Genomic DNA, 25580 nt, shown 5'->3' with positions numbered 1-25580 from the left:
TCCGAGGCCCAACTTGCATAGCCCTTTGTAAAATCGTAATATTACCTGATAACTCAAACCCGAAGTATGAAGGACCCAAAATCCGGTAAGCGCCAAAAAGATGCACGAATTCTTGAAAATAAGGAGCTTAACATTTGGGAAGCCTTAATTCCGGTTGTAGCCTTGGTAGGCATGCTGGCTTACAATGTCTATGTTTTTGGTGACGATGCACTTAGCGGTTCCAATCAATTTATTCTTTTGTTGGGCGGGGCGGTAGCCGCCATTGTAGGTTTCTTCAACAAGGTCTCCTACAAGACCATGTTGCTGGAAGTGGCCGAAAATGTAAAATCCACTACGGCAGCCTTGCTCATATTGTTAATGGTAGGGGCCTTGGCCGGGACCTGGCTGATCAGCGGAATAATTCCCGCTATGATTTATTACGGATTGCAGATATTGAATCCCACTATTTTTTTGGCGGCTTGCGTAATCATTTGTGCCATTATTTCCATTGCCACGGGCAGTAGCTGGACAACCGCCGCTACGGTGGGTATTGCCCTTATAGGTATTGGGGATGCCTTGGGCATTTCTTTGGGGATGACTGCCGGTGCCGTACTTTCCGGCGCCTACTTTGGGGACAAACTTTCCCCGTTGAGCGACACCACTAATCTGGCTCCTGCCATGGCAGGAGGCGAGCTGTTTGACCATATCCGATACATGTTGTATACCACGGTGCCCACCATAAGCGTCACTTTGATCGTATTCATCATCATTGGGTTTACTCTGGATACCAGCGGAACTGCGGATATTGATTCCATCTTAACTTCTATAGACGCCACATTTACTATCAACGGATGGTTGTTCCTAGTACCTTTAGTGGTCATCTTCCTTATTGTAAAAAAGACCCCGCCCTTGGCGGCCCTGCTCATAGGAACTCTTTTAGGCGCTCTTTTTGCCCTTTTATTTCAACCCGAGATAGTAGCCGGGATCACCAATGCAAAGGACCTATCCTTTCAATCAGGGTACAAGGGAATTTTAAAGGCGATTACGGTACAAACGTCGGTGCCTACGGATAATCCCGCCCTTAATGATTTATTTTCAGCCAAAGGGATGTCGGGCATGTTGGGTACGATTTGGCTGATTGTCTGCGCCATGGTCTTTGGAGGCATCATGGACGGTATCGGGGCCTTGTCCCGTATAAGCAGTTCTTTATTGGCCATGGCCAAATCCGTTTTTGGACTTTTTGCCAGTACGGTAGCCAGCTGCTTGGCCTTGAATGTAACGGCATCCGATCAATACTTAGCCATTGTTGTTCCGGGGAAAATGTTTGCCAAAGCCTATCGAGATCGCGGATTGGCCCCGGAAAACCTAAGTCGAACCCTGGAGGATTCCGGTACGGTAACTTCCGTCCTGATTCCTTGGAACACCTGCGGAGCCTATCATAGCGGGGTACTTGGGGTAAGTGTAGGCGAATATTTCTTTTATGCCATCTTCAATTGGCTGAGTCCGTTCATGACCCTGACCTTTGCCTTGTTTCGAATAAAAATAAAGCAACTGACCACTTCCATGGCTCAATAGGGAAGCCTTAGCACCCGCTTTTTTAGCTTAAGAAAATTTCAATATTTTCTGCGAATATCGTTTACATTTCATTTCAATATTTCATAATTTCACATCAAATTTAAATTGATAAATTCATGGCAACAGTAACGCTTAAAGGAAATGAAATACATACTATCGGAAACCTACCTTCCAATGGAGGCAAAGCGCCCGATTTCAAATTGACAAAAACCGATCTATCCGATACTTCTCTATCCGATTACTCCGGAAAAAAGGTGGTATTGAACATATTTCCCAGTATAGACACCGGAACATGTGCACAATCTGTGCGGCAATTCAATGAAGAGGCCGCGGAATTGGACAATACCGTGGTATTATGTATCTCTAAGGATCTTCCCTTTGCCCAGACTCGTTTTTGTGGTGCCGAGGGAATTGAAAATGTGGTCATGTTGTCCGATTTTAGGGATGGGAGTTTTGGCAAGGACTATGAAGTAGAGTTCACTGATGGCCCTTTGCGTTCGTTGCTTTCGAGAGCCGTGGTGGTCCTGGACGAAGACGGAAATGTACAATATACGGAACAGGTGCCGGAAACTGTGGACGAGCCCAATTATAAGGCCGCACTCGAAGCCTTAATGGATGCCTAAGGAGTCCTTTCTGCGCAATCGGTTAAACGGGGTAGGCTATGCATTTAAAGGAGCCTTTTTATTGATCCGGACCGAAGCCAGTATAAAGATTCAAATTTTCATAGCCTTTGTGGTAACCGCAGCGGGATTCTACTTTGAGATTTCCACAACGGAATGGATTGTACAAATTCTGGCCATAGCGTTGGTCCTGGGCATTGAAGGTCTTAATACGGCAGTCGAAAAACTTGCGGATTACATTCAACCCGAGTTTGATCCCAAAATAGGTTTTATAAAGGATATTTCTGCAGGCGCGGTCATGTTGGTTTCCATAGCGGCTTCCATTGTTGGGCTTATCATTTATCTGCCTAAAATTTTTTGACTCCCGAATTGGAAAGCCTTCGCCCCTAAATTTGTATTTTAGCCCCTAGAATAAAAGATTTCATGGCAAAGAAGGGAAGAAAATCCAAGCCCAAATCCGTTAAAAAAGGAATATCCCTAAGGCTCTCCAAGCAAAACAAGATTATACTGGGAAGTTTATTGATCCTTCTTAGTATAGCCCTGTGTTTTTCATTTATTTCATTCTATTTTACCTGGCAAGAAGATCAAAGTCTATTGACCGAGTTTGCGGACCGTAATGAACAGGCCAAAAACCTTTTGAACAAATTCGGTGCCAGCGCAAGTCACTTTTTCATGTACAAGGGGTTTGGAGTGGCCACTTTTGTATTTCCCTTCCTTCTCTGTATTACGGGTCTGTATCTGTTTTTGGGAATTAAAGGACAGGGACTTTTGAAAAAATGGATCTGGGGTTTCATTTTCCTCATTTGGTTTTCCATAGCCCTTGGTTTTTTTGCTAGCGAGCGTCCACTATTGGCCGGTCTTGTAGGCTATGAGATGAATGATTTTCTGCAAGACTACACCGGTAAGATCGGTGTGCTTCTTCTCTTGCTTTTTGGTTTGGTCTTTATTTTGGTCCGCCTGTTCAATTTCTCCCCAGAAGAAATTGGTGTTTTCTTCCGGACAAAAACAGCTTCCATAGCCTCAGAATTTAAAAGCAAAAAGAATAATGACACGTTGGAGATGGAACTGAGTGTTGAAGATGAGACACCTATAGTCGTAGACGCCTATACCCATAAAGAGAATATTCCCCACTTGGAAAAGGAGCCCGAAGATAATTTTGAGGTGTCCGTTCCGGTAGACGAAAATCCAAAGGACGATCTTGCGATGGAAGTGGAAAAAATTGTGGAGGAAAAAGAGGAGAAGAAGAACATAGCTGAAAAATTAGTCGATGATTTTGGAGAGTTCGACCCTACGCTGGAACTGGGCAATTACAAATTCCCGACCATTGAACTTTTGGACCAACACGGAGTAAGCGGTGGTATTACCATAAACCAAAAGGAACTTGAGGAGAACAAGAACAGGATAGTCACTACGCTTAAAAACTACAAAATCGGCATCGCCCAAATAAAGGCCACCATTGGTCCTACGGTAACCCTTTATGAGATTGTACCGGAAGCCGGAGTCCGTATTTCCAGAATAAAAAATTTGGAGGACGATATTGCCCTTTCCCTAGCGGCCCTTGGCATACGGATTATTGCCCCGATTCCTGGAAAAGGTACCATAGGTATAGAGGTGCCCAATAAGAATGCTACGGTAGTTTCCATGCGTTCCGTCATAGCATCCAGCAAATTTCAAAAGGCGGAAATGCAGCTTCCCATTGCTTTTGGCAAGACCATTAGCAATGAAACCTTTGTGGTAGATTTGGCCAAAATGCCCCATTTGCTAATGGCCGGGGCCACAGGGCAAGGTAAGTCTGTTGGATTGAATGCCGTCATTACGTCCCTACTCTACAAAAAACATCCTGCCGAGGTGAAGTTTATCCTTGTAGATCCCAAAAAAGTGGAGCTTACACTTTACAATAAGATAGAACGTCACTTTTTGGCCAAATTGCCCGACTCGGAAGAGGCTATTATTACGGACACTACCAAAGTGATAAATACCTTGAACTCTCTCTGTATCGAAATGGACAACCGATACGAATTGCTAAAATCGGCCATGGTACGTAATATCAAGGAATACAATGCCAAGTTTAAAACACGGAAATTGAATCCACACGATGGCCATAAATTTTTACCTTACATTGTTCTTGTCATCGATGAATTTGCAGACCTGATCATGACTGCCGGCAAGGAAGTTGAGACTCCCATAGCCCGTTTAGCGCAGTTGGCCAGGGCTATCGGCATCCATTTGATCATTGCCACACAACGGCCCTCCGTAAATGTGATTACGGGTATCATTAAGGCCAATTTCCCGGCTCGCATCGCTTTTAGGGTCACTTCAAAAATAGATTCCCGTACCATTTTGGACACCCAGGGAGCCGACCAATTAATAGGTCGGGGAGATATGCTGTTCACCCAAGGGAACGATGTTACCCGCTTGCAGTGTGCCTTTGTTGACACTCCCGAAGTAGCTAAAATAACGGAGTATATTGGTTCCCAAAGGGCTTATCCACATGCCCACGAACTTCCGGAGTACGTTGGTGAGGATTCTGGCACAAGTATTGATTACGAAATTCAGGATCGGGATGCCATGTTCCGTGAGGCGGCCGAAGTTATTGTAACGGCTCAGCAAGGTTCCGCCTCCTTGATACAGCGAAAATTAAAATTGGGTTATAACCGGGCAGGACGTATTATTGATCAGCTGGAGGCCGCTGGAATCGTAGGTCCCTTTGAGGGCAGCAAGGCAAGACAGGTACTGGTTTCCGATATCTATGCCCTGGACCAATTGTTGAATAATGAATTAAATTAAGGCAGTATGAAGAAGCTTTTTTTATTTGCAATTACCGTTTTAGTCTATACCGCCGGTTTTTCCCAAGATTCCGGAAAGGCCAAAACTTTATTGGATGAGGTATACAACAAAGTTAGGGGTTATGGAAATATCCAAGTAGATTTCAAATATGTATTAAATAATACAGAAGCTGCAATTAATCAGGAAACCCGAGGGGATGTTACCTTGGAAGGGGACAAATACCTAATCAACTTCATGGGGTCCCAACAATTGTACGACGGTAAAAAAGTGTATACCATTGTCCCGGAAAACGAGGAAATCACCATTGAGAATAGGGTAAATGATGAAAATACGGTAACTCCGTCCAAGATGCTTACTTTCTACAAGCAAGGACACAACTATGAGTGGGACATACTCCAGAATGTACAGGGCAAGAAAATACAGTATGTAAAATTGATTCCCATTGATACCGATACGGAGATTCAATCCATATTGTTGGGTATAGATGTGGAGACCAAACATATCTACAAACTGATAGAAACCGGTAAGAACGGTACCACAACTACCTTCATTGTTAATTCTTTTAAAACAGACCAGCCCTTATCAAAAACCTTATTTACCTTTGATGAGGACAAATATGAAAATGATGGGTACTACATCATAAGGGAGTAAGACATTGAGAATTCTAGACGAATACATCTTATCGAGATTCCTATTCAATTTTTTTAGCTCGTTTGTTATATTGATGTTCATCTTCATTTTTCAGACGATATGGCTTTTTATTGATGATTTTGCCGGTAAAGGCCTGGACTTGGTCATTATAGGGAAGTTTTTCTTTTACATGATGCCCAATCTTACTGAAAAAGTACTCCCCCTTACGGTTCTTTTGTCTTCCATTTTAACCTTTGGTACTTTTGCGGAGAACTATGAGTTCGCGGCCATGAAGGCCTCAGGTATTTCCTTGCAGCGGTCCATGCTAAGCCTTATCGTCTTTATGGTTATTTTAGGAGGGGTAACCTTCTACTTTGCCAACAGCGTTATCCCGGCATCGGAGCAGAAGATATACAATATGCGTAGGAACATTGCCAAGGTAAAGCCGGCCGTGGCCATTGCAGAGGGAGTTTTCAGTGATTTTGAAGGAGCCGACATGAACATCAAGGTTGAAAAAAAGTTTGGCGAAAACGATAGGTTTCTTGAAAATGTAATCATTCATAATAAAACAAAGACCAACGTCAATAATACAGTAATTAAAGCTCGGACAGGGGAACTTAAGAGCAGCGAACAATCGGATATCCTTCAATTGGTTCTTAAGGATGGGCATTACTACGAAGATGTTGTTAAAAAGAAAAGTGATGAAAAGCGAAAATATCCCTTTGCCAAGGCCAAATTTGAGACCTATATCATGAATATTGATCTTTCCGAATTCAATAATGTGGATCTGGAAGAAGATGTTAACACCACTACGGACAAAATGAAGAACGTTTCGCGGCTGATCAAGGATATAGATTCGCTGGAAGAGAACAATCTTCGTATCGTACGATCCTTTTCCAAAAGTATTTCCAACAGAATCGGGGCCTTTGTTCCTTTGCAGCCTTTGGATACCAATTTGCATAAATCAAGAATAAAAAGTGTTAAGGATACGCTAGCCGTTTCAAAAACGGAAGAGATTTCGGAAACTGTCAATGATTCCATCGCACAATATGCAGGAAATATTGTGGACTTGTTTGAGAGTTGGCAAAAAGTACAATTGATCAATACGGCAAAAAACAATGCCTCGAATATTTTAACCGCTGTTAAAGCCAAGAAGAAGGAGTTGCAAAAGCGCTATGAAATTTACAATCGACATATCCTTTCCCTTCATAAAAAATACGCCCTGGCCCTTTCCTGCATTATTTTGTTTTTTGTAGGTGCTCCCTTGGGTGCCATTATTAGAAAAGGTGGAATAGGACTTCCAATGGTCATTGCCATTATGCTTTTTTTAGTCTATTACTTCATTGGGGTGTTTGCTGATAATTATGCCAAGAAAAATGAAATACATCCTATATTGGGCGCATGGTTGTCTACCATGATAATGTTACCTTTAAGTATATGGTTGACAAAAAGGGCCACGGCGGATAAGGGTCTTATGAATTTTGCAAGTGTGTTGGACAGGATCAAGGATTTTTTCAAGAAAAGAACATCAAAACCTACCACCTCATGATATCGACGATGGAAAAAAACATTCAACTCAATACCATAGAAGAGGCCATAGAAGAGATTCAAAATGGAAAGGTCATCATAGTGGTCGATGACGAAAACCGAGAAAATGAAGGAGACTTCATTGCGGCGGCCGAAAAGGTGACCCCGGAAATGATAAATTTTATGGCACAGCACGGTCGCGGGCTTATCTGTGCCCCTCTGACCGAAGAACGCTGCGATTACCTACAGTTGGATATGATGGTACAGAATAACACGGTAATGCATCAGACCCAGTTTACCGTATCGGTAGATTTGATAGGTCACGGATGTACCACTGGGATTTCTGTGCAGGACCGCGCAAAGACGATTTTGGCCTTGACCGATGAGAATACAAAACCCCATGATTTGGGCAGACCAGGGCATATATTTCCCTTAAGATCCAAGAGTGGCGGTGTCTTGCGGCGTACCGGACATACAGAAGCCGCGATAGATTTGGCAAGACTTGCCGGACTGAAGCCTGCCGGGATTCTGGTAGAAATCCTAAACGATGACGGTACCATGGCCCGTTTGCCCCAATTAGTGGAAGTTGCCAAAAAATTTGACCTGAAGATTATTTCCATCGAGGACTTGGTAGCCTATAGGATGCAACACGATTCCCTAATCGAAAAAAAGGAGGATTTTCAATTAAAGACCCGTTTTGGGGATTTTAGACTCAGGGCCTATAAACAAACCACGAACAACCATGTTCACATTGCTTTGACCAAAGGAACTTGGAAAGAAGGTGAACCGGTCTTGACCCGCATCAACGCAACCTTGGTGAACAGTGATATTTTGGGTACCCTTACGGACAAACCCGAAAAAAAATTGGAGGATATGTTCCAGGCCATCAATGCAGAAGGAAGGGGAGCCTTCGTCTTTATCAATCAGGAGTCCCAGTCGCTTAACCTAATCAAACGCTTGTCCGAGATGAAAGAGTTACAAAAAAAGAATATCTATAAAGCCCCGAAAATAAGTATGGATACCAAGGACTTTGGTATTGGGGCCCAAATCCTACATCACCTGGGCATTCAGAAATTAAGACTTCTCACCAATTCCGTACATTCCCAACGCCGTGTAGGCATGGTAGGTTATGGTTTGGAAATAGTGGAATATGTACCCTATTGATTACGTTTTAGCAAATCCCCGATGATTTCGGCCATTTTTAGGGCCCTGTGGCGTACCTCACTCTCCGACCATCCCAATTTTATGAGGCAGGAAATGTTTCGACTGATCCACCCATCGGACTGGGAAAAATCAGATTTTGAGTAGTTGGGTAACTGTTCAAAAACTTCTTTTGGTAGCTTGCCCAAAGACGTTTTATGTAAAAAATGTTCCCATTTGCGGTAATAATGCCAGTTATTGTCAAACCAATAAAAACAGCCATCTATACCGTTTTCACCTAGAACTGCATGAACCTCTTTGGTAATCTTTGCACTTGGCAGAAAGAAACTCAAAAAAGCATAGCTTTCCTCTCCACCTTGGGGAACACGCCTAAAGGTGATTTCGGGAATGTTTTCTAAAGTTTCCCGTAAAATTAAGTAGTTCTTTTTTTGAATGGCCAGAAAGTCATCCAATCGCCGGATTTGCGCCAATCCCACGGCAGCGTGAAGTTCCGATATCCGAAAATTATAGCCCAAAAAGGGATGCCCTTCCGCTCCCCTATCCTTTCCTACGTGGTCATGCCCATGATCGGAATAATGATCGGCATTTGTATAGTATTCCTCATTATTAGTAATAATGGCGCCGCCTTCTCCACAGGTAACGGTCTTTACATAATCGAAGGAAAAACAGCCCATATCACCGTAACTGCCCAAGGGTTTTCCCTCGAAAGTACCTCCTATGGCCTGGCAGGCATCTTCCAGTAACAAGAGTCCATGGTTTTGACAAATGGACTTTAAGGCTTTCAAATCTGCCATGGACCCGCACATATGAACAGGCATTATCGCTTTGGTCCTTTTGGTAATGGCCTTCTGTACGGCCTGGGGATCCAAGGTTAGCGTATCGTCTATATCAACTAAAATTGGAACGGCGCCCAGGGCCAGGATAGATTCGAAACTTGCTACGAAGGTAAAATTGGGCATGATTACTTCGTCCCCCGCTCCTATTCCAGCACTTGCCAAAGCTATGGTAAGTGCGGCAGTACCACTGCTCACGACCTGGGCATAACGCACTTCCATACGTTCGGCCAAAGTCTTTTCCAACGCCAGCGCTTTCCAATGTCCATTGCGTATCCCATCAAATCCATAACGCATCAAAACACCAGAATCCAACACCTCATTTACTTCCTGTCTCTCCTTATCACTAAAAAGTTCAAATCCGGGCATATAAAGGTTTAAGGTTTAAGGTTTAAGGTTTAAGGTTTAAGGTTTAAGGTTTAAGGTTTAAGAAAAATATACTAAAACATTTCGATAATGCTATCTTCCATCTTCTTTCGAACCTTTTTAAAACCGGAGAACATATCATCTTTCGCCCTATACCCCACCGGTAGGACCAATATGGAATTCAAACCCTTTTCGGGAAGCCCCAATAGTTCGTCATAACCTTTTGGATCAAAACCCTCCATGGGACAGGAGTCGATTTTTTCCATAGCGCATACCGTCAAAAGATTGCCTAATGCTAAATACGCCTGATTGATACACCATTGGCGAATTTCAGAAGTGTCTTTCTGTGAAAAGTTATTAAGGAGTGACTCCAAATAGGGTTCCAAAATCTCGTCCGGTGTGTTTCGAATTCTTTTGATCCTTTCAAAATAATTCTCAATGAAATCGGCATTAATTACACTTTCAATACAAATCACCAGAATATGGGATGCTTGGGCCACTTGTTGTTGACCATAGGAATGGGACACCAAACGTTCCTGTAGTTCCTTACCCTTTAAAACCACCATTCGAATTGGCTGCAGCCCATAGGAAGTAGCCGTAAGATTGAAGGCTTGTTTTAACAGTTCAATTTTTTCATGGGGGAGAATACGTTCCGAGTCAAATTTTTTAACGGCGTAACGCCATTCCAGATTTTTTATACTGTTGGACATAGTAGTATTTTAATTTCCAATACAATTGAAAGCTCAATTTGTTAAAATGTGTTATCCAAAAAACCAAAGCTTTATGGACATGGCAATGACCATGATGACCAAAAATGTTTTAATAAAGCCATCCCCTTTTTTTACCGAAATCCTACTGGAGAACCAAGCTCCAGTCCCGTTGCCAACGGCCAATATGAGCCCAACTTCCCAATTCACCTTGTCATTGATGACGAATACGATCAAGGCTGCTATAGTATAGATAAGCACCACGGCGACTTTAGTAGCATTGGCCCTTACCAACGTCATTTGGTTTACATAGTGCAAAAATAGGATAATTATAAATCCTAGACCCGCGTTGATGAATCCACCATAAATTCCAAAAAAGAAAAAGGCCAAGATACCGATCCAAAGGTATTTGCCGGTTATCCTTTCCTGCAATTCCATCAGTTTCATTTTAGGCTTAAAAACGATGATAAGGACAACGATAACCATAATAATGGCCAAAATCCTATTAAAGGTCTCTCCTTTGATATCTACCGCAATGTAAGCACCGATAATGGCACCCAGTAAAGCAGATAAGCCCAAATACAGATTAAACGGAAAGGTGGAGACCCCCTTGCTTTTGAAACCGACAGTCGCCAAACTATTTTGAATGACAACGGCAACCCTATTGGTTCCATTGGCAATACTGGGAGGCAGTCCCAGGAAAATCAATACCGGCAATGAAATCAAGGAACCTCCTCCGGCTACGGTATTGATAAACCCAACGGCAAAACCTACAAGAACCAGTAGCGGATAATGGTACCATTCTTCCATGGATGTAAAAATAGCCCCAAAAAATAGAATGTAAAGGGATTCTATTCAAAAAAGGCAAAACCTTATTTGTGATGCTCTTTACAACTGTACTTATTGCATTTCCAGAGCCGCTTTTAAATCGAGATGGGCGACAGAATCAACGACCATATCCGGTTTAAAGGGATAGTCATCCAAAACGTCTTTCTTGGATACCCCGGACAATGTTAAGATAGTTGTATAGCCTAACTGTACACCCCCCAATATATCGGTATCCATGGTATCCCCGATGATTATGGTTTCCCGAGCCTCCAATCCCAAGGTCTTTCTAGCAGCCCGCATCATTACAGGACTTGGTTTCCCTACAGAGAAGGCCCTCTTTCCGGTAGCCTCTTCCAACATGGCCACCACGGCCTTGATTCCCAAATTTGCCCAACCCTTTTTCTTCGGGGAAGGGTCTAGGTTTGTGGCTATGAGTTTTGATCCAGATAGTATCATATCCACGGCGTTATTGACCATTTCTAATGTAAAATTCCTGCCTTCACCTACCACTACATAGTCCGGATTTTGATTTACCAAGGTATACCCTTGTTGGTGTAAACTGGTAATTAACCCTCCTTCCCCGAGAACAAAGGCCGTTCCTTTGGGGTTCATAAAAGAAAGGAACCAGGCAGTGGCCATGGCACTGGTATATACATTCTCTTCCTTGATATGTATACCCATCTTGGATACCTTATTCACAGTATCCAAAGGGGTTCGTTGGCTATTGTTCGTCATGAACAAAAAAGGGATGTTTTGCTTTTGCAACGTGGCGATGAAAACGTCGGCTCCTTCGATCATCGTTTCTCCACTGTAAATTACGCCATCCATATCTATCAAAAAACCTTTTTTCATCGTAAAACTTTTTTATGAGTCTATACTAATTTACCCAAGCTAAGTTAGTAATACCAAATGGGAAGTCCTTTTTAGAATCTAAAAGAAAATCACTTCTTTTTAAGGTGACGCTTAAAATGCAGAATATACGTCATGTTGAACCCAAAGTTTAAATTGGGGTTTCTAAAATTGAAGTTGTTGCGTGTTTGTGTTATAAACGAATCTTCGACCATGCGAACGGCATTGGTCAACATAAACTGAAGCATTACATCTCCGATTTCCCAATTTATGCCCAATGCAAATGGGCCATAGGTATCAAAGGATTCTATAGGATTTGCAGTATAGTAATACTCGGATACTACAGACACATGATTACCCAGTTTGTATCGCCCTCCGAAACCTACGGCAAAATGACTTTGGGGATCCTCCGGTGAATATTCCAGTCCCCTATGAATAAAAGTAGGTGCTATTTGAAGTGAGAAATTGGGGGAAATTTTCTTACCGATAAGCAGCTGCGAGGTAAATGATAACCTATTGGAAAAATCATCCTGAATGGTCGGTGAAACCAGGCCTTCACTGAAATAACTCGATCCCTGGAAAAATGTAATGCTTACGGGAGACCCTTTACCGTCTTTGCGTTGTTTCACTAATTTGTACTTCAGGTAGGCATCAAACAAACCATCATAGGTGGTTCCGCCAAATCCCACTAAAAATCGATCTGAAACACCGTATTCCAAGGCGATTCTTGTACTTAATCGATCCGCGGCAAAGCTTTGGCTTCTATCAGCAGGGGTGTTCCAGAATCGATTTGCCACAAAGACGTCCAAAATCCCCTTTTTTCTGGTTTCTATGGAGTGTCCGAAGGTAATCCTGGAGAATTTAAACGTCGCTTGGGTGTATTGGGGGGTATCCTCATATTCCTTATCGAGTATCCCAAGAAGGTCTTGCCCCGTCGCAACAGTCGTAGCGCAGATGCAAACTAAACACAAAACTATGATTCTAGCTTTCATAAGGCTGATATTCAAATCTAAAATCCACCGAGATTGTCTTTGCAATGTTCCCTGCAAGAAGTGGTGGTATTTTAATGCTATAATCCTTTACATAGGCCTCGAAAGTACCCGATACCACATAGGTGCCTTGAATGTTTTCAATCTTGGCCTTAATTTCCAATTCCTTGGATGTTCCGTGCATGGAAAATGTGCCCTTTACCATCCTGGTCTGTTCACCTTCCGCGGAAGGGTCAAAGTCCAAGATCTTACCCTCAAAGGTAGCTTTGGGATAGATATCCGATTCTATATAACTCTCGTTAAAATGCTCCCGCATCAATGCCTTTTCAAAGATAAAGGCATTCATAAGCATGCTAACGGCTATATCGTGTGTAGACAGATCTATAATACTCAAGACTTGATTATTCTCGGCCTTGATGTTTTCCACGGACGTGTATGAAAAAAATGCGACTCGCCCTTGCCGGGCAATAATCCTTTCTTCGGTCGGCGGTTGCCCATAAAAAATGAGCAGAAAAAAAAGTGGAATCACTTTACTCATTGATTATTCTTTGGGAAATAATACAGTTCAAAAAAATTGCATCCTTTAAAAACCCCTTGAAAACTCCCTTTAGCCTTATAGTGTCCTTTGGTCTAAAGTTTTTAATCCCTTGCGTTTGGTCGGTCTGCATATCGCATATTACACAGGCGGATTCATCGGCACCTCCTTCCAATAATATGGTCATTCGGTTATTTATGCTGTTGATTTCTTTTATAGTGCCTTCTATCTCTACAATTTTTTCGGGCTCAAGATAAGTATCATTTTCTCTTTTAAAATGAGAAATAAGCGTTTCCGCGTTTAAATGGAACTCCGGTTCGGCCTCTAACATATTTACATCTTCCGAACCGTATAGGCCACCTAGCAAAAGAAGGCTTCCCACCAAGGCTGCAAGCATCAATAATCCAATAAATTTATCCAATCTTTTCAATTTGAATACAACAGATTTTATGGCGCTCCAAATACTTCCGTTCCCAATACGGGTCAAAATCAAAACCTAGGGTTCCGGCCGGAACCCTAGGTTAAAACTAACAAAAAAACGCAATTTTCTTTTTCAATCTACTATCGTTAGGGTTCCCGTCATAGAACCATGGAACTCGCAATTGTAAAACAAAGTATCAGGTGCATCATCGGGAACGGTAAATGTTACCGTCCCAGACGCCTCACCATTATTGGTCACTCCGCTATTGTACGCATTGTCCGTACCGGTACTTTGGACACTTTTAATAATAAATGGATGACCGGGAGCATTAATATTGAATTCATAGGTTTCCCCTCTTTTTAAAGTCAAATCCGGGTTTACCGCATTGTCCAGACCTTCCCCGGAAAGAATATAGGCCGAAGCTCCCTGATTGGTAACCTCATAGACCTTGGTACTACCTCCTGCATTAGGAGCTACCTCGGTATCAGGATTGACTATGGGCCAGACACCCGCTGCCGGAAAGCCTACACCAAAGTTGTCGCCCCGTTGGGCGTCTTGACCGAAATAGTAGAGCGGCCAGCCCTTATAGGTAAGCTGTTGCCTTCCAAAGACGTTGATGGAACCAAAATCCGACACATTTAAAATACTAGGGATATTCTGCAAGGTTTCATCAACTATGGGCCATACCGCATCGTTGGAGAAGTCCTCATTTGTAAAATTGTTGACCCCGTTAGTATCGTTGACGAATCGGTACAAAGTGTTACCCTCTTCATCTGTCATATAGAAGGTCTGTGCATCGCCCGGTTCATAGGTATCGGTGAGGTTGGTCTCGTTCCCATCAGAATCCCTGCCAACCAATTGGGCCTGGACCATCATGACGGAGTAATCGGGTTTGGCCACATACCACACATCATTGGCGCCATCACCATTTACATCACTTGCAGAGGCATCATTTGCAAACAAATAAAGGGGCCAGCCTTTGTACGTGGTCTGCATTTCCCCATCGCTTCGGGTAATGGTTCCGAAATCCGCGGCATCAAGACCGTTGTCCAGGATAAGGTTCGCTTCATAAAATATGGGCCAGGCATTAACGCAGCCATCCGTGCAATTGGACTCTCCCTTACTATCAAGTGAAAAGAAGTAGAGTGAAAAGCCCTCCGAATCGGTAAGGATATTACCCAAGGTAGCATCATTCCTCAATTGTACCGTTCTAACTTCGGCAGGTGGCGGGACATTCTCTCCCGAATCATCATCCCTGGTACCGTAGTCATCGCTGCTACAACCCAGCAACGCTAAAAATGTAATGGATACTAAAAAAAACTTTTTCATTTCAATTATTTTAAAATTAATATCATGTCAAAACAACTATTTATCAATGCCTTATGCCACAAAATGTAGGTCAAAGGGAATAATGGGGCTTAAAAGGGAATAAAACACCATAAACCATAGTGACTTTTTTTTCTGTGTTTGCGAAATTGTATCCACGCGGTGCTTATTCTATTTTGGTCAGTCCTGCATGGGTATTTTGAAAGAGGGTTTCCCTACTATTTATTGAACATTGACACCATGGATGTACATAAGTCCCAATGTCAATTCGATCCCCTTTTGGAGGATACCCCAAGGCCATCAAGGTGTTCAGTGCCGTGGAAAGTTCATTGGCTCTCACAAAATTGAACACTATCAAGGAATCAAAGGGATAGAGATAGACATTAGTAATATTTTCAATTTTTAGCAGTTCGACCTTGATCTTTGCCGAACACTTTGTACAAAATGAATTTTGCACTTCAATTTTTGCCATTCCTGATTTCATATCTAGTTGTATTAGTCAAAAAACCCTGGAAAGGTTGAATCCAAAGAATACATCCCCATTGCCCCAATCCCCTGTGGCCTGACCTAAAAAGGTGTTTGTATTCATGGGCTGGGCATTGGTAAAGTGCAATTGAAACACATGGCCCCCGGTTTCCAAATCAAACCCAATGGACAGCGGATTTTTAAAGGGTGAATCGGCCGCTCTGTTTAGGTGTAGCGCATAGTCAATATTAATGGACCACCTTTTTGTCAGTTTATGCCTTCCCCCAATACCAATGGCATATTGCGAGTTTTCCTGGCCATTAAAGGCCACAAGGTTATCGTGGAAAAACGTGGGAGCCAATTGCAAGGAGAGATTCTTGTTCAGTTTTCGGGAGATAAGGGCCTGCGTGGAATAGCTCAACCTATGTTCGAACTTAAGCCCAGGCAAGATTTCCTCTTCCAAAGCAGTGTTTAGCAATACGCTGTTGAATACTACTATACTAAAGGGGAACCTTCCCTTTCCCTGCCTGATAAGCCTTAACTTTAATGAACCTTCATACGTCTTTTGAAAGGAGCTACGGGAAATCCCGATGTTTATACCGTCCGATACGCCGTAGATAAAATTGAGTCTTGTTACGGCCTGGTCCAATCCAAAAAAATCATCTATCCCCGTTTTTACTGATCCAAACCGATGGGATACCACAAAAAAAAGTTGCTTTTTGGAAACCATTTTCGTGGATTCAAAATTTACGATTTTCAGTCCCTTAAAGGCAGCCATTTCGTATTCACCCCCGGTGGGGACATTATCTATTTCGTCCAATAGATCATTTTCCTGTGCCAAGGCCAAAAATGGTAGCAAGATGATTAGCATATTCAGTTTTCTCATTTCTAAAAAGGTTATTTGTAATTGTTAGTTATTATGGATTAGAGTAGCCTGGTCAATTTTAACCAGTTCTAGAAGGTCATCATAACCTACGCATCTTCCCTTTATGGTTATTTGGCCGGCTATGGATAAATCGTTCGGAGTATCCGTAAGAAAATTGATCTGTACTTTATTATCGATGACTATGGCATTCTGCTCAAGAGCCGTTATTTTTCCATGTAATTGTACCACCTGGTCCACATACTTCGCAATTTTACCCTCCTTACCGAGGTCGTTATGTATTTCTTCGGCAGACACGGTATGGGCCACCCGTTCCGTAGCAATATCCCGATGACCTTTATAGATGTAGTTATATGTAGAGATTCCAAGAATTAGCAGAACAAGCGCACCGGCCAAAACCGCATATATTTTTTTGCCCCTCATTTTTTTGCCAACTTAAAATCCAGTTTCACAAGAACTTCCTTCGCAATTTTGTTCCGTACAATCTTGGGTATTTCAATAGCAAAATCACTTGGAGCTACGGTAAACTCCCCGGTTATGGAAATGATATCCCCAATTTTCTGGGTTTTCAACACGGTGTATATTTCTTTCCGTTCTCCTCGTACCTCAAGTACACCTTGAACAGGTACCTCTGTTACATTTTCATTAAGTTGAAGTACATTTAGATCTACCAAATTGCCGATGAATTTGGCCTTTGGATAGAGATCGGATTCTATATAGTTTTCATTGAAGTGTTCCTCCATCAAGGAGTTTTTGAAATGGAAGCCTTTGATGAGGGCCAAAGAGGCAATCTGGTTGGTCTCCGTACTTAAAATGGCGGTAACGGATTCATTGGCCGCTTTCACTTCCTCAAAGAGCCGTTCGGATGCCTCAAAAATTACAATTCCGTTTTTATCGATGTACTTCTCCTGGGCCTGAAGTGAAGCAGTAGCCCCATGTACAAGAACCAGGATTAACAAAGACAATTTGATGCTTATACCTTGCATTGTAGTATCCTTTTGCCGTGTCCTATTGTTCCAAAAATCCTTCGTCTATCCATTGATCTATCAGATCAATGGTGGTCTGTGGCAATCTACCTCCTGGAGGCATGGCGCCTGCTTCCCCGGTCTGCTTGTTGATAGCCCTGGACAAGGAGCCATTATCCGCACGGGTACTTACTTGTTGAAAATTCGTAAGGGAAAAAGGCGCACCATTCCGTGTGGGGTCGGAATGGCAGTTCAGACAATTACTGTTTATAATCGCCCTAATATTTGCGTTATAGGTCACAGGGCCATTTGGTTCTTCTGTTTCCATCAAATCATCCTCACTATCACTTGTACAGGACATAAGTGTTAGGACCAATAGAGACAGCATAAATTTTACATTCCTCTTCATAGTATTCACTTTTAGGTTATTAATCGTTTGCTCAAAAGTTTAGTGATCCATTATGCGGAATTCGCCAATTTTGATTTCCTAAAACTTTTTTCAAAGCAACTATTTGTCCCCGGTTTTTGAAAACAAAATCTTTCCGAAAGGGAAGAACAGGGTTTTACAGGGAAATATGGACTTTAAAAGGAATTGGATAAGATGGGGAAGACAGAACTGATCCTAAAGAATGACCGTCAAACGGTTATGGTGAAAATCAAATTGCTATATTCGAGAAAAAATTGTCCCTGAACGTAATGCGAAAAGATAAGCTTTACTTCCTCACCTTTTTGTCGATCTCGGTTATTTTCACCGCAATAGCCGGTGTAGCTCTGCATTATTTAATCAGGGCCAGTACGTACGAATTGCTTGAGGCCCATTTGGAATTTAGCAAAAAAGAGGCCAAAACCTTCGCTACACTTCTAAGTCATCAATTGGCAAACGGTGTTGCAAAAGACGCTACGGTCAGCTATACACAGACCAGCCTAAGAGGTACTGATCTTGAAAGGGGCTTTCTAAGTGTATACGACTGGTCCGGAAGGGTGATATGCCATCCTGATATTAAAAACGTTGGGCAACAAGCAAGTGCCAACAAGTCATTTGTATCGTCCGTGACCGATGATTTGAGTCCTGAAAATTTTTATGACCTCTTAATGGTGCGCCAGGGAGAATTGTCCGAGGAAAGTATCGTTCAGGAATCCGAGGTAATACATCTGTATCCCGTACAAAATTCCGATTGGATCGTAGCGTCCCATGTCAACATTACCAATATCTCGTCGCAATTGGATGAGATAAAGAGGAGATTCTACCTTATCTTTTTGGTAATGGGCCTTATCGTTATACTTTCCTATGTAATTACGGTTCGATTCATAGGAAGTGCCTATGAAAAACGGTTGGAGCTGAAAAACCAAAAATTGGAAGATGAGGTAATCAACCTTTCAAAATTGAACAGGGCGGTCGGGGATTATCAACAAAAGGTAAACGAGAAAAGGCCGCAGACCCATAGCAACGATAGCAATACCAAGAAAAGAATACTCACCTATATCCGCAATGAGCTTTTACCTATTCCTATTGGGGAGATTGCCCATATATATACTGAGAATACTATTACTTATGTAGTCCGCTTCAATGGCAAGCGTTCCACTTCCAATTTGAGTTTGGATGAACTTTTCTCCAATCTGGACAACAGTTACTTTTTTAGGGCCAATCGACAATTCATTATAGCTATATCCGCTATCAATAAAATTGTTAAGTATGGCAATAATCAGCTAAAAATACTGGTGAGCCCCAATTCTGAGGTAGATATCATCATAAGCAAAAATAGGGCCGCCGAATTTAAGCAATGGCTTAATTTATAAGTACTTGGGGATTGCATTGCCTCGTCCATTTTTCTTATCTTTTATTCCCATAGAGAAGTGCCAAACCTATGGTTTAACCGGCATTCTTTTTTTATCTATTTTTATGAACCCGGAAGTAATCATATTTCGGATTATCCAATCAAAATTGAAGTGCCATGAAAATAACCCGATTAGCCACAATGCTCCTTTTTACATTCTCATTAGTTAGTTGTTCCTCCTATCTCACCAGTTCGGAAAATGTGGGGAAAACGAAAAAGAGCTATGATAAAATTTTGGTGCTGGGACGTTCAAAAGATAATACGACCCGAATAAAATTTGAAAACCAAATGGTAGAACAACTTCAAGCAAATGGTGTCAATGCCATTGCCTCACACACCATTGACGGAACCAAGAACGTAAACCGGGAGTTTTCCGAAAGCGAAGTCCAAAATGTAAAGAAAAAGTTGGTTTCGGCGGGATTTGATGGAGCCATCATAACCAATTTGATAAATTCCCAAGAATATACCGATGTCATTCCGGGGAATTCTTCCACAACCTACATCCCCGCCAGATATGGAAGGTTTGGTCGCTATTATGCCTATTACCCAGTAACTACTTGGGAGCCCGATCAATTAAAGACAGGTATAAAGTATGTCCTGGAAAGTAGCCTTTATAATATCAAAACCGATGATGGGGATAACTTACAGTGGGTCGGCAGGTTTGAATTGAAGGATCCAACATCTTTGGAAAAGACTTCCGAAAATTATTCCAAAGAACTTGTCGGAGCCTTATTAAAGCAAAGTATCGATACAAACTAATACGTTACCTAGGTGCAAATTAAATGTCCCATCTTCATGGGACATTTTCATTTGGTGTAGGATTAATAAGTATCTTAAGGCCAGACCCATAAGTTTCGTTAAATGATCGGGAGAAAATCATCAAAATTGGTAATCGGCACCCTTCTTTTGGGAATCATTATAGCCTTGGGGATATTATGGGCCAAAAATCGGATACGTAATTTGATAGAGGCAGAAATTCTTCATTTTAACGATACCCGACCTTATACCCTTACATTTGACAGTCTTGAACTCTATTTATTAAAAAGTTCCGCCGAATTCCAAAATCTTTCCCTAATACCGGACAGTGTATCTGCCATGGACGAAGGACAAGATGGTTTTGAACACCCCCATATCTTCGTCCAAAGTTTGCAAATGAAAGGACTAAACACGTTCGCCATAGTTTTACGCAAACATTTGGTGATAGAAAGTATGGGTATCAATGGAATTGAGGTCCTGTACCAAAAAAAATCGAGTGCCGATCATAAGGCCCTTTCACAATATAAAAACAAATCCGAAAGGACAATTCTGCTCGATAAACTAAAAGAGATAAAGCTAGGTAGATTTTTTGTAAATGATTTCTCCTTCACCTTAACGCAATCCGATAAGGATACCTTGGCCTCATATACACTAAAGGAATTTGAAATTGATGGTATACGACTACAAAAGCGACCTGATATCCCCAGCCTATTCAGCATTAATACGGACGATTTGAGCTTGCGATTATCCAATCAAAGACTAGGTCTAGCCCAGGAAGAATATGACCTCGAATTGGGAGATGTACAGTTCAATGCCAAAAAGGGACTGTTAAAAATGAAGAACGTATCCTACGGGCCAATGCTTTCCAAAGAAGAACTGGGATCCAAATACCGTTATAATACAACGATTACGGAATCGCTATTGCCTAATGTGTCCGTATACGGTCTGGCCATTGAAAAGCTCTTCTTCAATCAAGGGATATACTTGGATAGCCTCATTTTAGAAAGTCCAAGGTTTGTAATCTATAAGGATAAAACTAGACCTTGGAACAAAAGCCAAAGACCAAAACTGCCCTCAGAATTGCTGAGGGACATCAAAGACCGATTTTATTTTGAAAAGATAGTCTTTAGGGAAGCATCCCTGGATTATACCGAAAAAACCGAAAATCACGGAAAGCTATTGAATGTACCAATGAGAAATCTATATCTTGACATAAGCAAAGGTGAACAAAAAAGGAACAGTATTCCATTGAAAGTGTCCATGGATTGCAAGGTCTTTGCAGATTTACCCTTAGCGTTGACCCTAACTTTCCCGGATTTTGAGTCCAGTGATGATTTTTATTTTACCGGCTCAACGGGTAGTACTACTTTTCAATCCTTTAACCCTGTACTGCTACCAACGTCCGGCATTAAGTTTGAAAGGGGAAACCTCCATGGCATGACCTTTAAAGGCAAGGCCAATTATTCTCATGCAGAAGGAAGTCTTACCATGTTATACGATAATCTACAAACGGCCGTGTTCAAGAAAAATCAAACCGAAAAAAATAGGACGGCCTCGTTTTTTGCCAATCAAGCGGTTAGATCCTCAAATCCTTCAAGAAGTGGAAGAACTATGGTAGGAACCATCGATTTTGATCGGGTAGAATACAAAGGGTTTGGAAATTTTCTCTTTAAATCCATTGAATCGGGGATCATAAATTCCGTATATCCGCTAGGAAAACGAAAAAGGGAGAAATAAAAACGGTCTCGAATTCAGTTATTCTTTTTATTCATGATGTACTTCTCCACCACCACGGCAGTGATGATAACGATATAAAATTGACCTATTAATCCCGTTAGGACAGTAGCTTTCTGTGCAATCGGGGTTAGCGGCGCAATATCGCCATAACCAATAGTAAGTAAGGTGATGTAACTGAAATAGAGCAAGGCATCCGATTTTTGCTCTATAGTCCCCAAAATAGCACTCCCGGAAAAAGAGGAAGGGTGAATAAGTTCAATGGATAAGAATATGAAAAAAGATAATAAACCTAGTGAGACATAGGCGCTCATTAGGCCAATTATAACATTTTTGCCTACTTTCTTTGCATGCCATACCTGCCTAATTATTTCCAAAGTAACCAGGGCATAGAAGAGCGTATAAATGGCAAGTCTTACAACTTGATAGTTGGCCTCTATACTTAATTTTTGGACTAAGGTATACCCGAAAAATGATACACCCAGGACAAAAAGAATCAGGTAGCCGACCAAAAACTTTCGAGTCTTTGACACCAAAAGAATACCAGAAAGAATGTTTACAAGAAAAAAGATATGTATTATCTCTTCCTGAAAAATTACTACTGGGAAAAGTAGGGAACCGAACAAGATAAGGAGCATACTTAAAAAAAATAGCTCAAACCGGATATGATATAATTTGTTGATCACTAGTCTTCCATTAGCGCCGGGTCAAAAGTATAGCCCTTGTACTCCACTTTGTAAACGGCACTGTAAAAAGTGGGAATAAAAATTAAAGTGATGACGGTTCCAAAGAGCAGACCGACCATTATGCTAACAGCCATACCTTCCCACATTTCACCTCCGCTAAGATATAGGGGGATTAAGCCCAAAACCGTTGTAAAGGTCGCTAAAAGGATAGGTCTAAATCGCTGAAGGCATGCCGTTATCACAGCATCCTTCTCATTTCTTTTAAGAATGTTCTGTTCAATTTCCATACGATCAATAAGCACAATAGCATTGTTGATTACTATTCCCGCCAATGAAATAACACCAAGGAAAGGCATAAAACCGAAAGGTTCCTGAAAAACCAATAATCCAATAACCACACCTATTATCGCCAAAGGTATCGTTAAACAAACCATAGTCATCTTTCGAAACGAATTGAATTGAATGATCAATAACAAAAGAATTATGAATCCGGAAAGCGGTAGATATCGAATTACGGCACCCATGTTTTCAGCGGTGTTCTCCGCATCACCCCCAAATTCATAACCGTAATCCTCACCCCAAGTAGTTTTTTGCTCGTCCAGCCAAGGCCTAATTTCATTGGTTATGGCAGAGGCATTGGCATCTTCCCGAAGTTCACTGGATACAATTACGGTCCTATAAATGTCCAATCGTTTGATCTTGCTATATTGCCATTGGGGCACAATACTGGCCACCTGAAGCAATGGTATACTTTTTCCGGTGGATTGGGAATATACATTCAAGGTTTCCAGGGATTCCAATGTCTGTTGTTGACTGGCCTCACTTCGCATAACAATGGGTATGGATTTATCGTCTTCCCGATACTCCCCGGTTTGAAATCCATCCAGGACGGTCTGAAGCGAAGTGGCAATATCCTGGTTAGATACCCCAGCCGTCTGTGCACGATTCTGGTCAATGTCTATTACAAATTTTTTACTTTTTGGGCCCCAATCATCCTTTACGTTCTTTGTACCGTTTATTTCCGTTAGCCTTCCCTTCACGGAATTCGCGATATTTGCTAGAACATCCGGATCAGGACCGGACACCTTCACTTCTATGGGCACCCCACCGCCGCCGGAGCCTAATAGACCTACCTTAATATCGGCATTGGGAAAATGCTCAAAACAATACTTGTCCAATTTCTCCACCATGGCATTGTTAAAGACAAAACTGGATGTGTTTACCAATAAATGGGCGTAACTTGAATTGGCTTCGTCCGGTGAATAGCCTAAATCATAGGATTCGGGACCCTCTCCAATATACGAGGACCAATCTACGATACCATCCGGTCTATTTTCGTTTACCTGTAACGAATCGGAAATGAATTTTTCAATTTCCAAAACCACATCCGAGGTTGTCTCGATTTTTGTGCCCAAGGGTAAATTGATATCAACCGTAATCATATTCCTATCGCTATCTGGGAAAAAGACAAAGGCAATTTTGGTAAAACCATAAAGGGAAAGGAAAAAGGCCACAAAAATTCCTATCAGCACAATCCATTTATGGGCAAGGGCCTTTAGAATTAGATTTTTATAATATCCTTTGAGAATATTTATAGTGCGGTCTATAAAACTTTCCTTTCTCTCGGATTTTGGAGTTATTTTTAAAAAGAGATAACAAAACAAAGTGATTACGGTAAGTGCAATGATCCAGGAGGATAATAGCGCCATGGAAATCACAACAAAAATGGGGCCTACAATATCACCCATGGTTGATTCGGCCAAGTAAAATGACAGAAACGCCGCCGAGGTGGTCAATGTTGAAATCAATAACGGAGTAAACAGTTCTGAACAGGCATCGATCGCCGCTTGTTTTTTGGGTACCCCCTGCTCCAACTTTACCATTATGGTCTCGGCCACCACTATGGCATTATCCACCATCATACCCAATGCCATGATCAAAGCTGCGAGGGTCACCTGATTCAGGCCCATACCGATAACACCCATAAGCATAAGCGTCATCACAACAACTATAGGGATTAGGCTTGCTATAATGGTCCCCGATCGTAACCCCAAGAACACCAACATGACTATCAATACAATGCTGATGGACTGCATTAGATTAACCACAAAGTCACTGATTTTTGCATCGATATAGGTATCCAAAGAGGAGAGTCGAGTAAGCTCCAGACCTACTGGCAATTTTTGCCGCCATTTCGTCAAAATCCTGTCCATGTCCTCCCCCAACTGGATAACATTGGAGCCATCCTTAAGGCTTACATGCAAGGATATGGCATCCTTTCCATTGACACGTACCTTTTGTGTAGGCGGATCAATATAGGACTGGGTAATCTTGGTAATATCCCCCAAAGGCAATAGTTGGGTGCCGTTGGCCCCCACTGGGATCAAGGTTTCCTTGATATCCTCCAAAGAGTTGAAATTTCCCGTAGGCTCCAAAATGATACGCTCATCATTAAGGTTGATTTGCCCACCACTGCTTAAAATATTCGTCGAAGCAATGATATTCTGCAATTTACTGGAGGACAGGTTATACTCCTTTAATTGGGCATTATCAAACTCCACAAAAATTCGTTCTTCCTGTTCCCCTCCTATCTCTACTTTTGCCGCATCGGGAAGCTTTATCAAATCGTCCTTGATATCATCCACATATTCCTTCATTTGGGAATAGGAAAAGCCATCGGAGGTCATCCCAACCACAATACCATATACTTCGCCTACACCATCATCCTTTAAATCGGGCTTTACACCTTGAGGCAAGCCTTCAATAGCGTTCAATTTTCTTCTTAGGCGGTCCCAAACAGCTTGCATGTCCTCCGGGGCAACCTCATCCTTTAAGGTTACCGAAACCACCGAAAGTTCAGTTCTGGAGGTGCTCGCCACTTCTTTTAGTTCCGGTAGTTCTTGGGCCACCTTTTCTATCTTGTCGGTAACCAAAAGCTCTACACGTTCCGGACTGGCTCCTGGAAAAAAAGAGACTACCGTTGCCACCCTTACCGTATATGGTGGCATACTATCCCTAGGTAATGATTGATATAGGGTTATACCCAGCAACATAATGGTACCCAGAATGGTAAACGTAATCCTGTTTTTATTTATCGAAAATTGGGTAAGGTTCATCGGCTTT

25 protein-coding genes are annotated in these 25580 nt (G+C 42.0%); 10 read left to right on the top strand and 15 right to left on the bottom strand.

Annotation, left to right across the window (positions count from 1 at the left end):
• Positions 1-66: 66 nt before the first annotated feature.
• From nhaC to ribB, 7 genes are all read left to right on the top strand, one after another.
• Complete coding sequence (gene nhaC, locus Q0993_RS20350; protein WP_299536803.1) at positions 67-1554, top strand: Na+/H+ antiporter NhaC; 1488 nt, start codon at positions 67-69, stop codon at positions 1552-1554.
• 116 nt (positions 1555-1670) lie between these two features.
• A complete protein-coding gene (tpx, locus tag Q0993_RS20345; RefSeq protein WP_299536800.1) occupies positions 1671-2177 on the top strand; it encodes a thiol peroxidase in 507 nt (168 codons plus the stop codon).
• Complete coding sequence (locus tag Q0993_RS20340) at positions 2170-2535, top strand: diacylglycerol kinase (RefSeq protein WP_299536798.1); 366 nt, start codon at positions 2170-2172, stop codon at positions 2533-2535. Before tpx ends, Q0993_RS20340 begins: the two co-directional genes overlap by 8 nt.
• A gap of 62 nt (positions 2536-2597) precedes the next feature.
• Positions 2598-4961, top strand: coding sequence for a DNA translocase FtsK (locus Q0993_RS20335; RefSeq protein WP_299536797.1), 2364 nt, complete (start codon positions 2598-2600; stop codon positions 4959-4961).
• 6 nt (positions 4962-4967) lie between these two features.
• Positions 4968-5612, top strand: a complete 645-nt coding sequence (locus Q0993_RS20330; protein ID WP_299536796.1) for an outer membrane lipoprotein carrier protein LolA — start codon at positions 4968-4970, stop codon at positions 5610-5612.
• 4 nt (positions 5613-5616) lie between these two features.
• On the top strand, positions 5617-7140 hold the full coding sequence (locus Q0993_RS20325; RefSeq protein WP_299536795.1) for an LptF/LptG family permease: 1524 nt from the start codon (positions 5617-5619) through the stop codon (positions 7138-7140).
• Positions 7137-8282: a 3,4-dihydroxy-2-butanone-4-phosphate synthase gene (gene ribB, locus Q0993_RS20320; RefSeq protein ID WP_299536793.1), complete on the top strand. Its 1146-nt coding sequence runs from the start codon at positions 7137-7139 to the stop codon at positions 8280-8282. Before Q0993_RS20325 ends, ribB begins: the two co-directional genes overlap by 4 nt.
• Here the strand turns inward: ribB and Q0993_RS20315 are convergent.
• The 13 genes from Q0993_RS20315 to Q0993_RS20255 all read right to left on the bottom strand — a co-directional run bounded on the left by Q0993_RS20315 (position 8276) and on the right by Q0993_RS20255 (position 17855).
• Positions 8276-9481, bottom strand: a complete 1206-nt coding sequence (locus Q0993_RS20315) for a DegT/DnrJ/EryC1/StrS aminotransferase family protein (RefSeq protein WP_299536792.1) — start codon at positions 9479-9481, stop codon at positions 8276-8278. The two genes, ribB and Q0993_RS20315, sit on opposite strands and share 7 nt — an antisense overlap.
• 71 nt (positions 9482-9552) lie before the next feature.
• Complete coding sequence (locus Q0993_RS20310; RefSeq protein ID WP_299536789.1) at positions 9553-10188, bottom strand: NAD(P)H-dependent oxidoreductase; 636 nt, start codon at positions 10186-10188, stop codon at positions 9553-9555.
• Positions 10189-10239: 51 nt separating this feature from the next.
• Entirely contained in the window at positions 10240-10995 is a 756-nt protein-coding gene (locus tag Q0993_RS20305; protein ID WP_299536786.1) for a sulfite exporter TauE/SafE family protein, read from the bottom strand.
• A 90-nt stretch (positions 10996-11085) separates the two neighbouring features.
• On the bottom strand, positions 11086-11865 hold the full coding sequence (locus Q0993_RS20300) for an HAD-IIA family hydrolase (RefSeq protein ID WP_299536784.1): 780 nt from the start codon (positions 11863-11865) through the stop codon (positions 11086-11088).
• 89 nt (positions 11866-11954) lie between these two features.
• Positions 11955-12854, bottom strand: a complete 900-nt coding sequence (locus Q0993_RS20295) for a DUF5777 family beta-barrel protein (protein WP_299536781.1) — start codon at positions 12852-12854, stop codon at positions 11955-11957.
• On the bottom strand, positions 12844-13389 hold the full coding sequence (locus Q0993_RS20290) for a YceI family protein (RefSeq protein ID WP_299536779.1): 546 nt from the start codon (positions 13387-13389) through the stop codon (positions 12844-12846). The genes Q0993_RS20295 and Q0993_RS20290 overlap by 11 nt, the downstream gene beginning before the upstream one ends.
• Entirely contained in the window at positions 13382-13807 is a 426-nt protein-coding gene (locus tag Q0993_RS20285; RefSeq protein ID WP_299536776.1) for a hypothetical protein, read from the bottom strand. Before Q0993_RS20285 ends, Q0993_RS20290 begins: the two co-directional genes overlap by 8 nt.
• Before the next feature lie 132 nt (positions 13808-13939).
• Positions 13940-15136, bottom strand: a complete 1197-nt coding sequence (locus tag Q0993_RS20280) for a hypothetical protein (protein ID WP_299536773.1) — start codon at positions 15134-15136, stop codon at positions 13940-13942.
• A gap of 163 nt (positions 15137-15299) precedes the next feature.
• Positions 15300-15617: a hypothetical protein gene (locus Q0993_RS20275; RefSeq protein ID WP_299536771.1), complete on the bottom strand. Its 318-nt coding sequence runs from the start codon at positions 15615-15617 to the stop codon at positions 15300-15302.
• Between the two features lie 15 nt (positions 15618-15632).
• Entirely contained in the window at positions 15633-16484 is an 852-nt protein-coding gene (locus Q0993_RS20270; RefSeq protein WP_299536768.1) for a DUF5777 family beta-barrel protein, read from the bottom strand.
• 24 nt (positions 16485-16508) lie between these two features.
• Positions 16509-16904, bottom strand: a complete 396-nt coding sequence (locus tag Q0993_RS20265) for a hypothetical protein (protein WP_299536765.1) — start codon at positions 16902-16904, stop codon at positions 16509-16511.
• Positions 16901-17467, bottom strand: a complete 567-nt coding sequence (locus tag Q0993_RS20260) for a YceI family protein (RefSeq protein ID WP_299536763.1) — start codon at positions 17465-17467, stop codon at positions 16901-16903. The genes Q0993_RS20265 and Q0993_RS20260 overlap by 4 nt, the downstream gene beginning before the upstream one ends.
• A gap of 22 nt (positions 17468-17489) precedes the next feature.
• Positions 17490-17855: a hypothetical protein gene (locus tag Q0993_RS20255; RefSeq protein WP_299536761.1), complete on the bottom strand. Its 366-nt coding sequence runs from the start codon at positions 17853-17855 to the stop codon at positions 17490-17492.
• 287 nt (positions 17856-18142) lie between these two features.
• Here Q0993_RS20255 and Q0993_RS20250 point away from each other — a divergent pair, with 287 nt between their 5' ends.
• From Q0993_RS20250 to Q0993_RS20240, 3 genes are all read left to right on the top strand, one after another.
• Positions 18143-19243: a LytTR family DNA-binding domain-containing protein gene (locus tag Q0993_RS20250; protein ID WP_299536759.1), complete on the top strand. Its 1101-nt coding sequence runs from the start codon at positions 18143-18145 to the stop codon at positions 19241-19243.
• Positions 19244-19398: 155 nt separating this feature from the next.
• On the top strand, positions 19399-20040 hold the full coding sequence (locus Q0993_RS20245; RefSeq protein ID WP_299536756.1) for a hypothetical protein: 642 nt from the start codon (positions 19399-19401) through the stop codon (positions 20038-20040).
• Between the two features lie 102 nt (positions 20041-20142).
• Positions 20143-21774 (top strand): hypothetical protein, encoded by a 1632-nt coding sequence (locus Q0993_RS20240; protein ID WP_299536753.1) that lies wholly within the window; start codon positions 20143-20145, stop codon positions 21772-21774.
• A 14-nt stretch (positions 21775-21788) separates the two neighbouring features.
• Here the strand turns inward: Q0993_RS20240 and Q0993_RS20235 are convergent, their stop codons facing one another.
• Entirely contained in the window at positions 21789-22409 is a 621-nt protein-coding gene (locus Q0993_RS20235; RefSeq protein WP_299536750.1) for a potassium channel family protein, read from the bottom strand.
• A 47-nt stretch (positions 22410-22456) separates the two neighbouring features.
• A complete protein-coding gene (locus Q0993_RS20230) occupies positions 22457-25573 on the bottom strand; it encodes an efflux RND transporter permease subunit (protein ID WP_299536748.1) in 3117 nt (1038 codons plus the stop codon).
• Positions 25574-25580: the final 7 nt, after the last annotated feature.

The sequence above is a fragment of the Ulvibacterium sp. genome, from assembly GCF_028285715.1.
GTDB lineage: Bacteria > Bacteroidota > Bacteroidia > Flavobacteriales > Flavobacteriaceae > Ulvibacterium.
The sequence above is the reverse complement of the archived record's forward strand: the minus strand, read 5'-3'. Positions and strand labels throughout refer to the sequence as shown.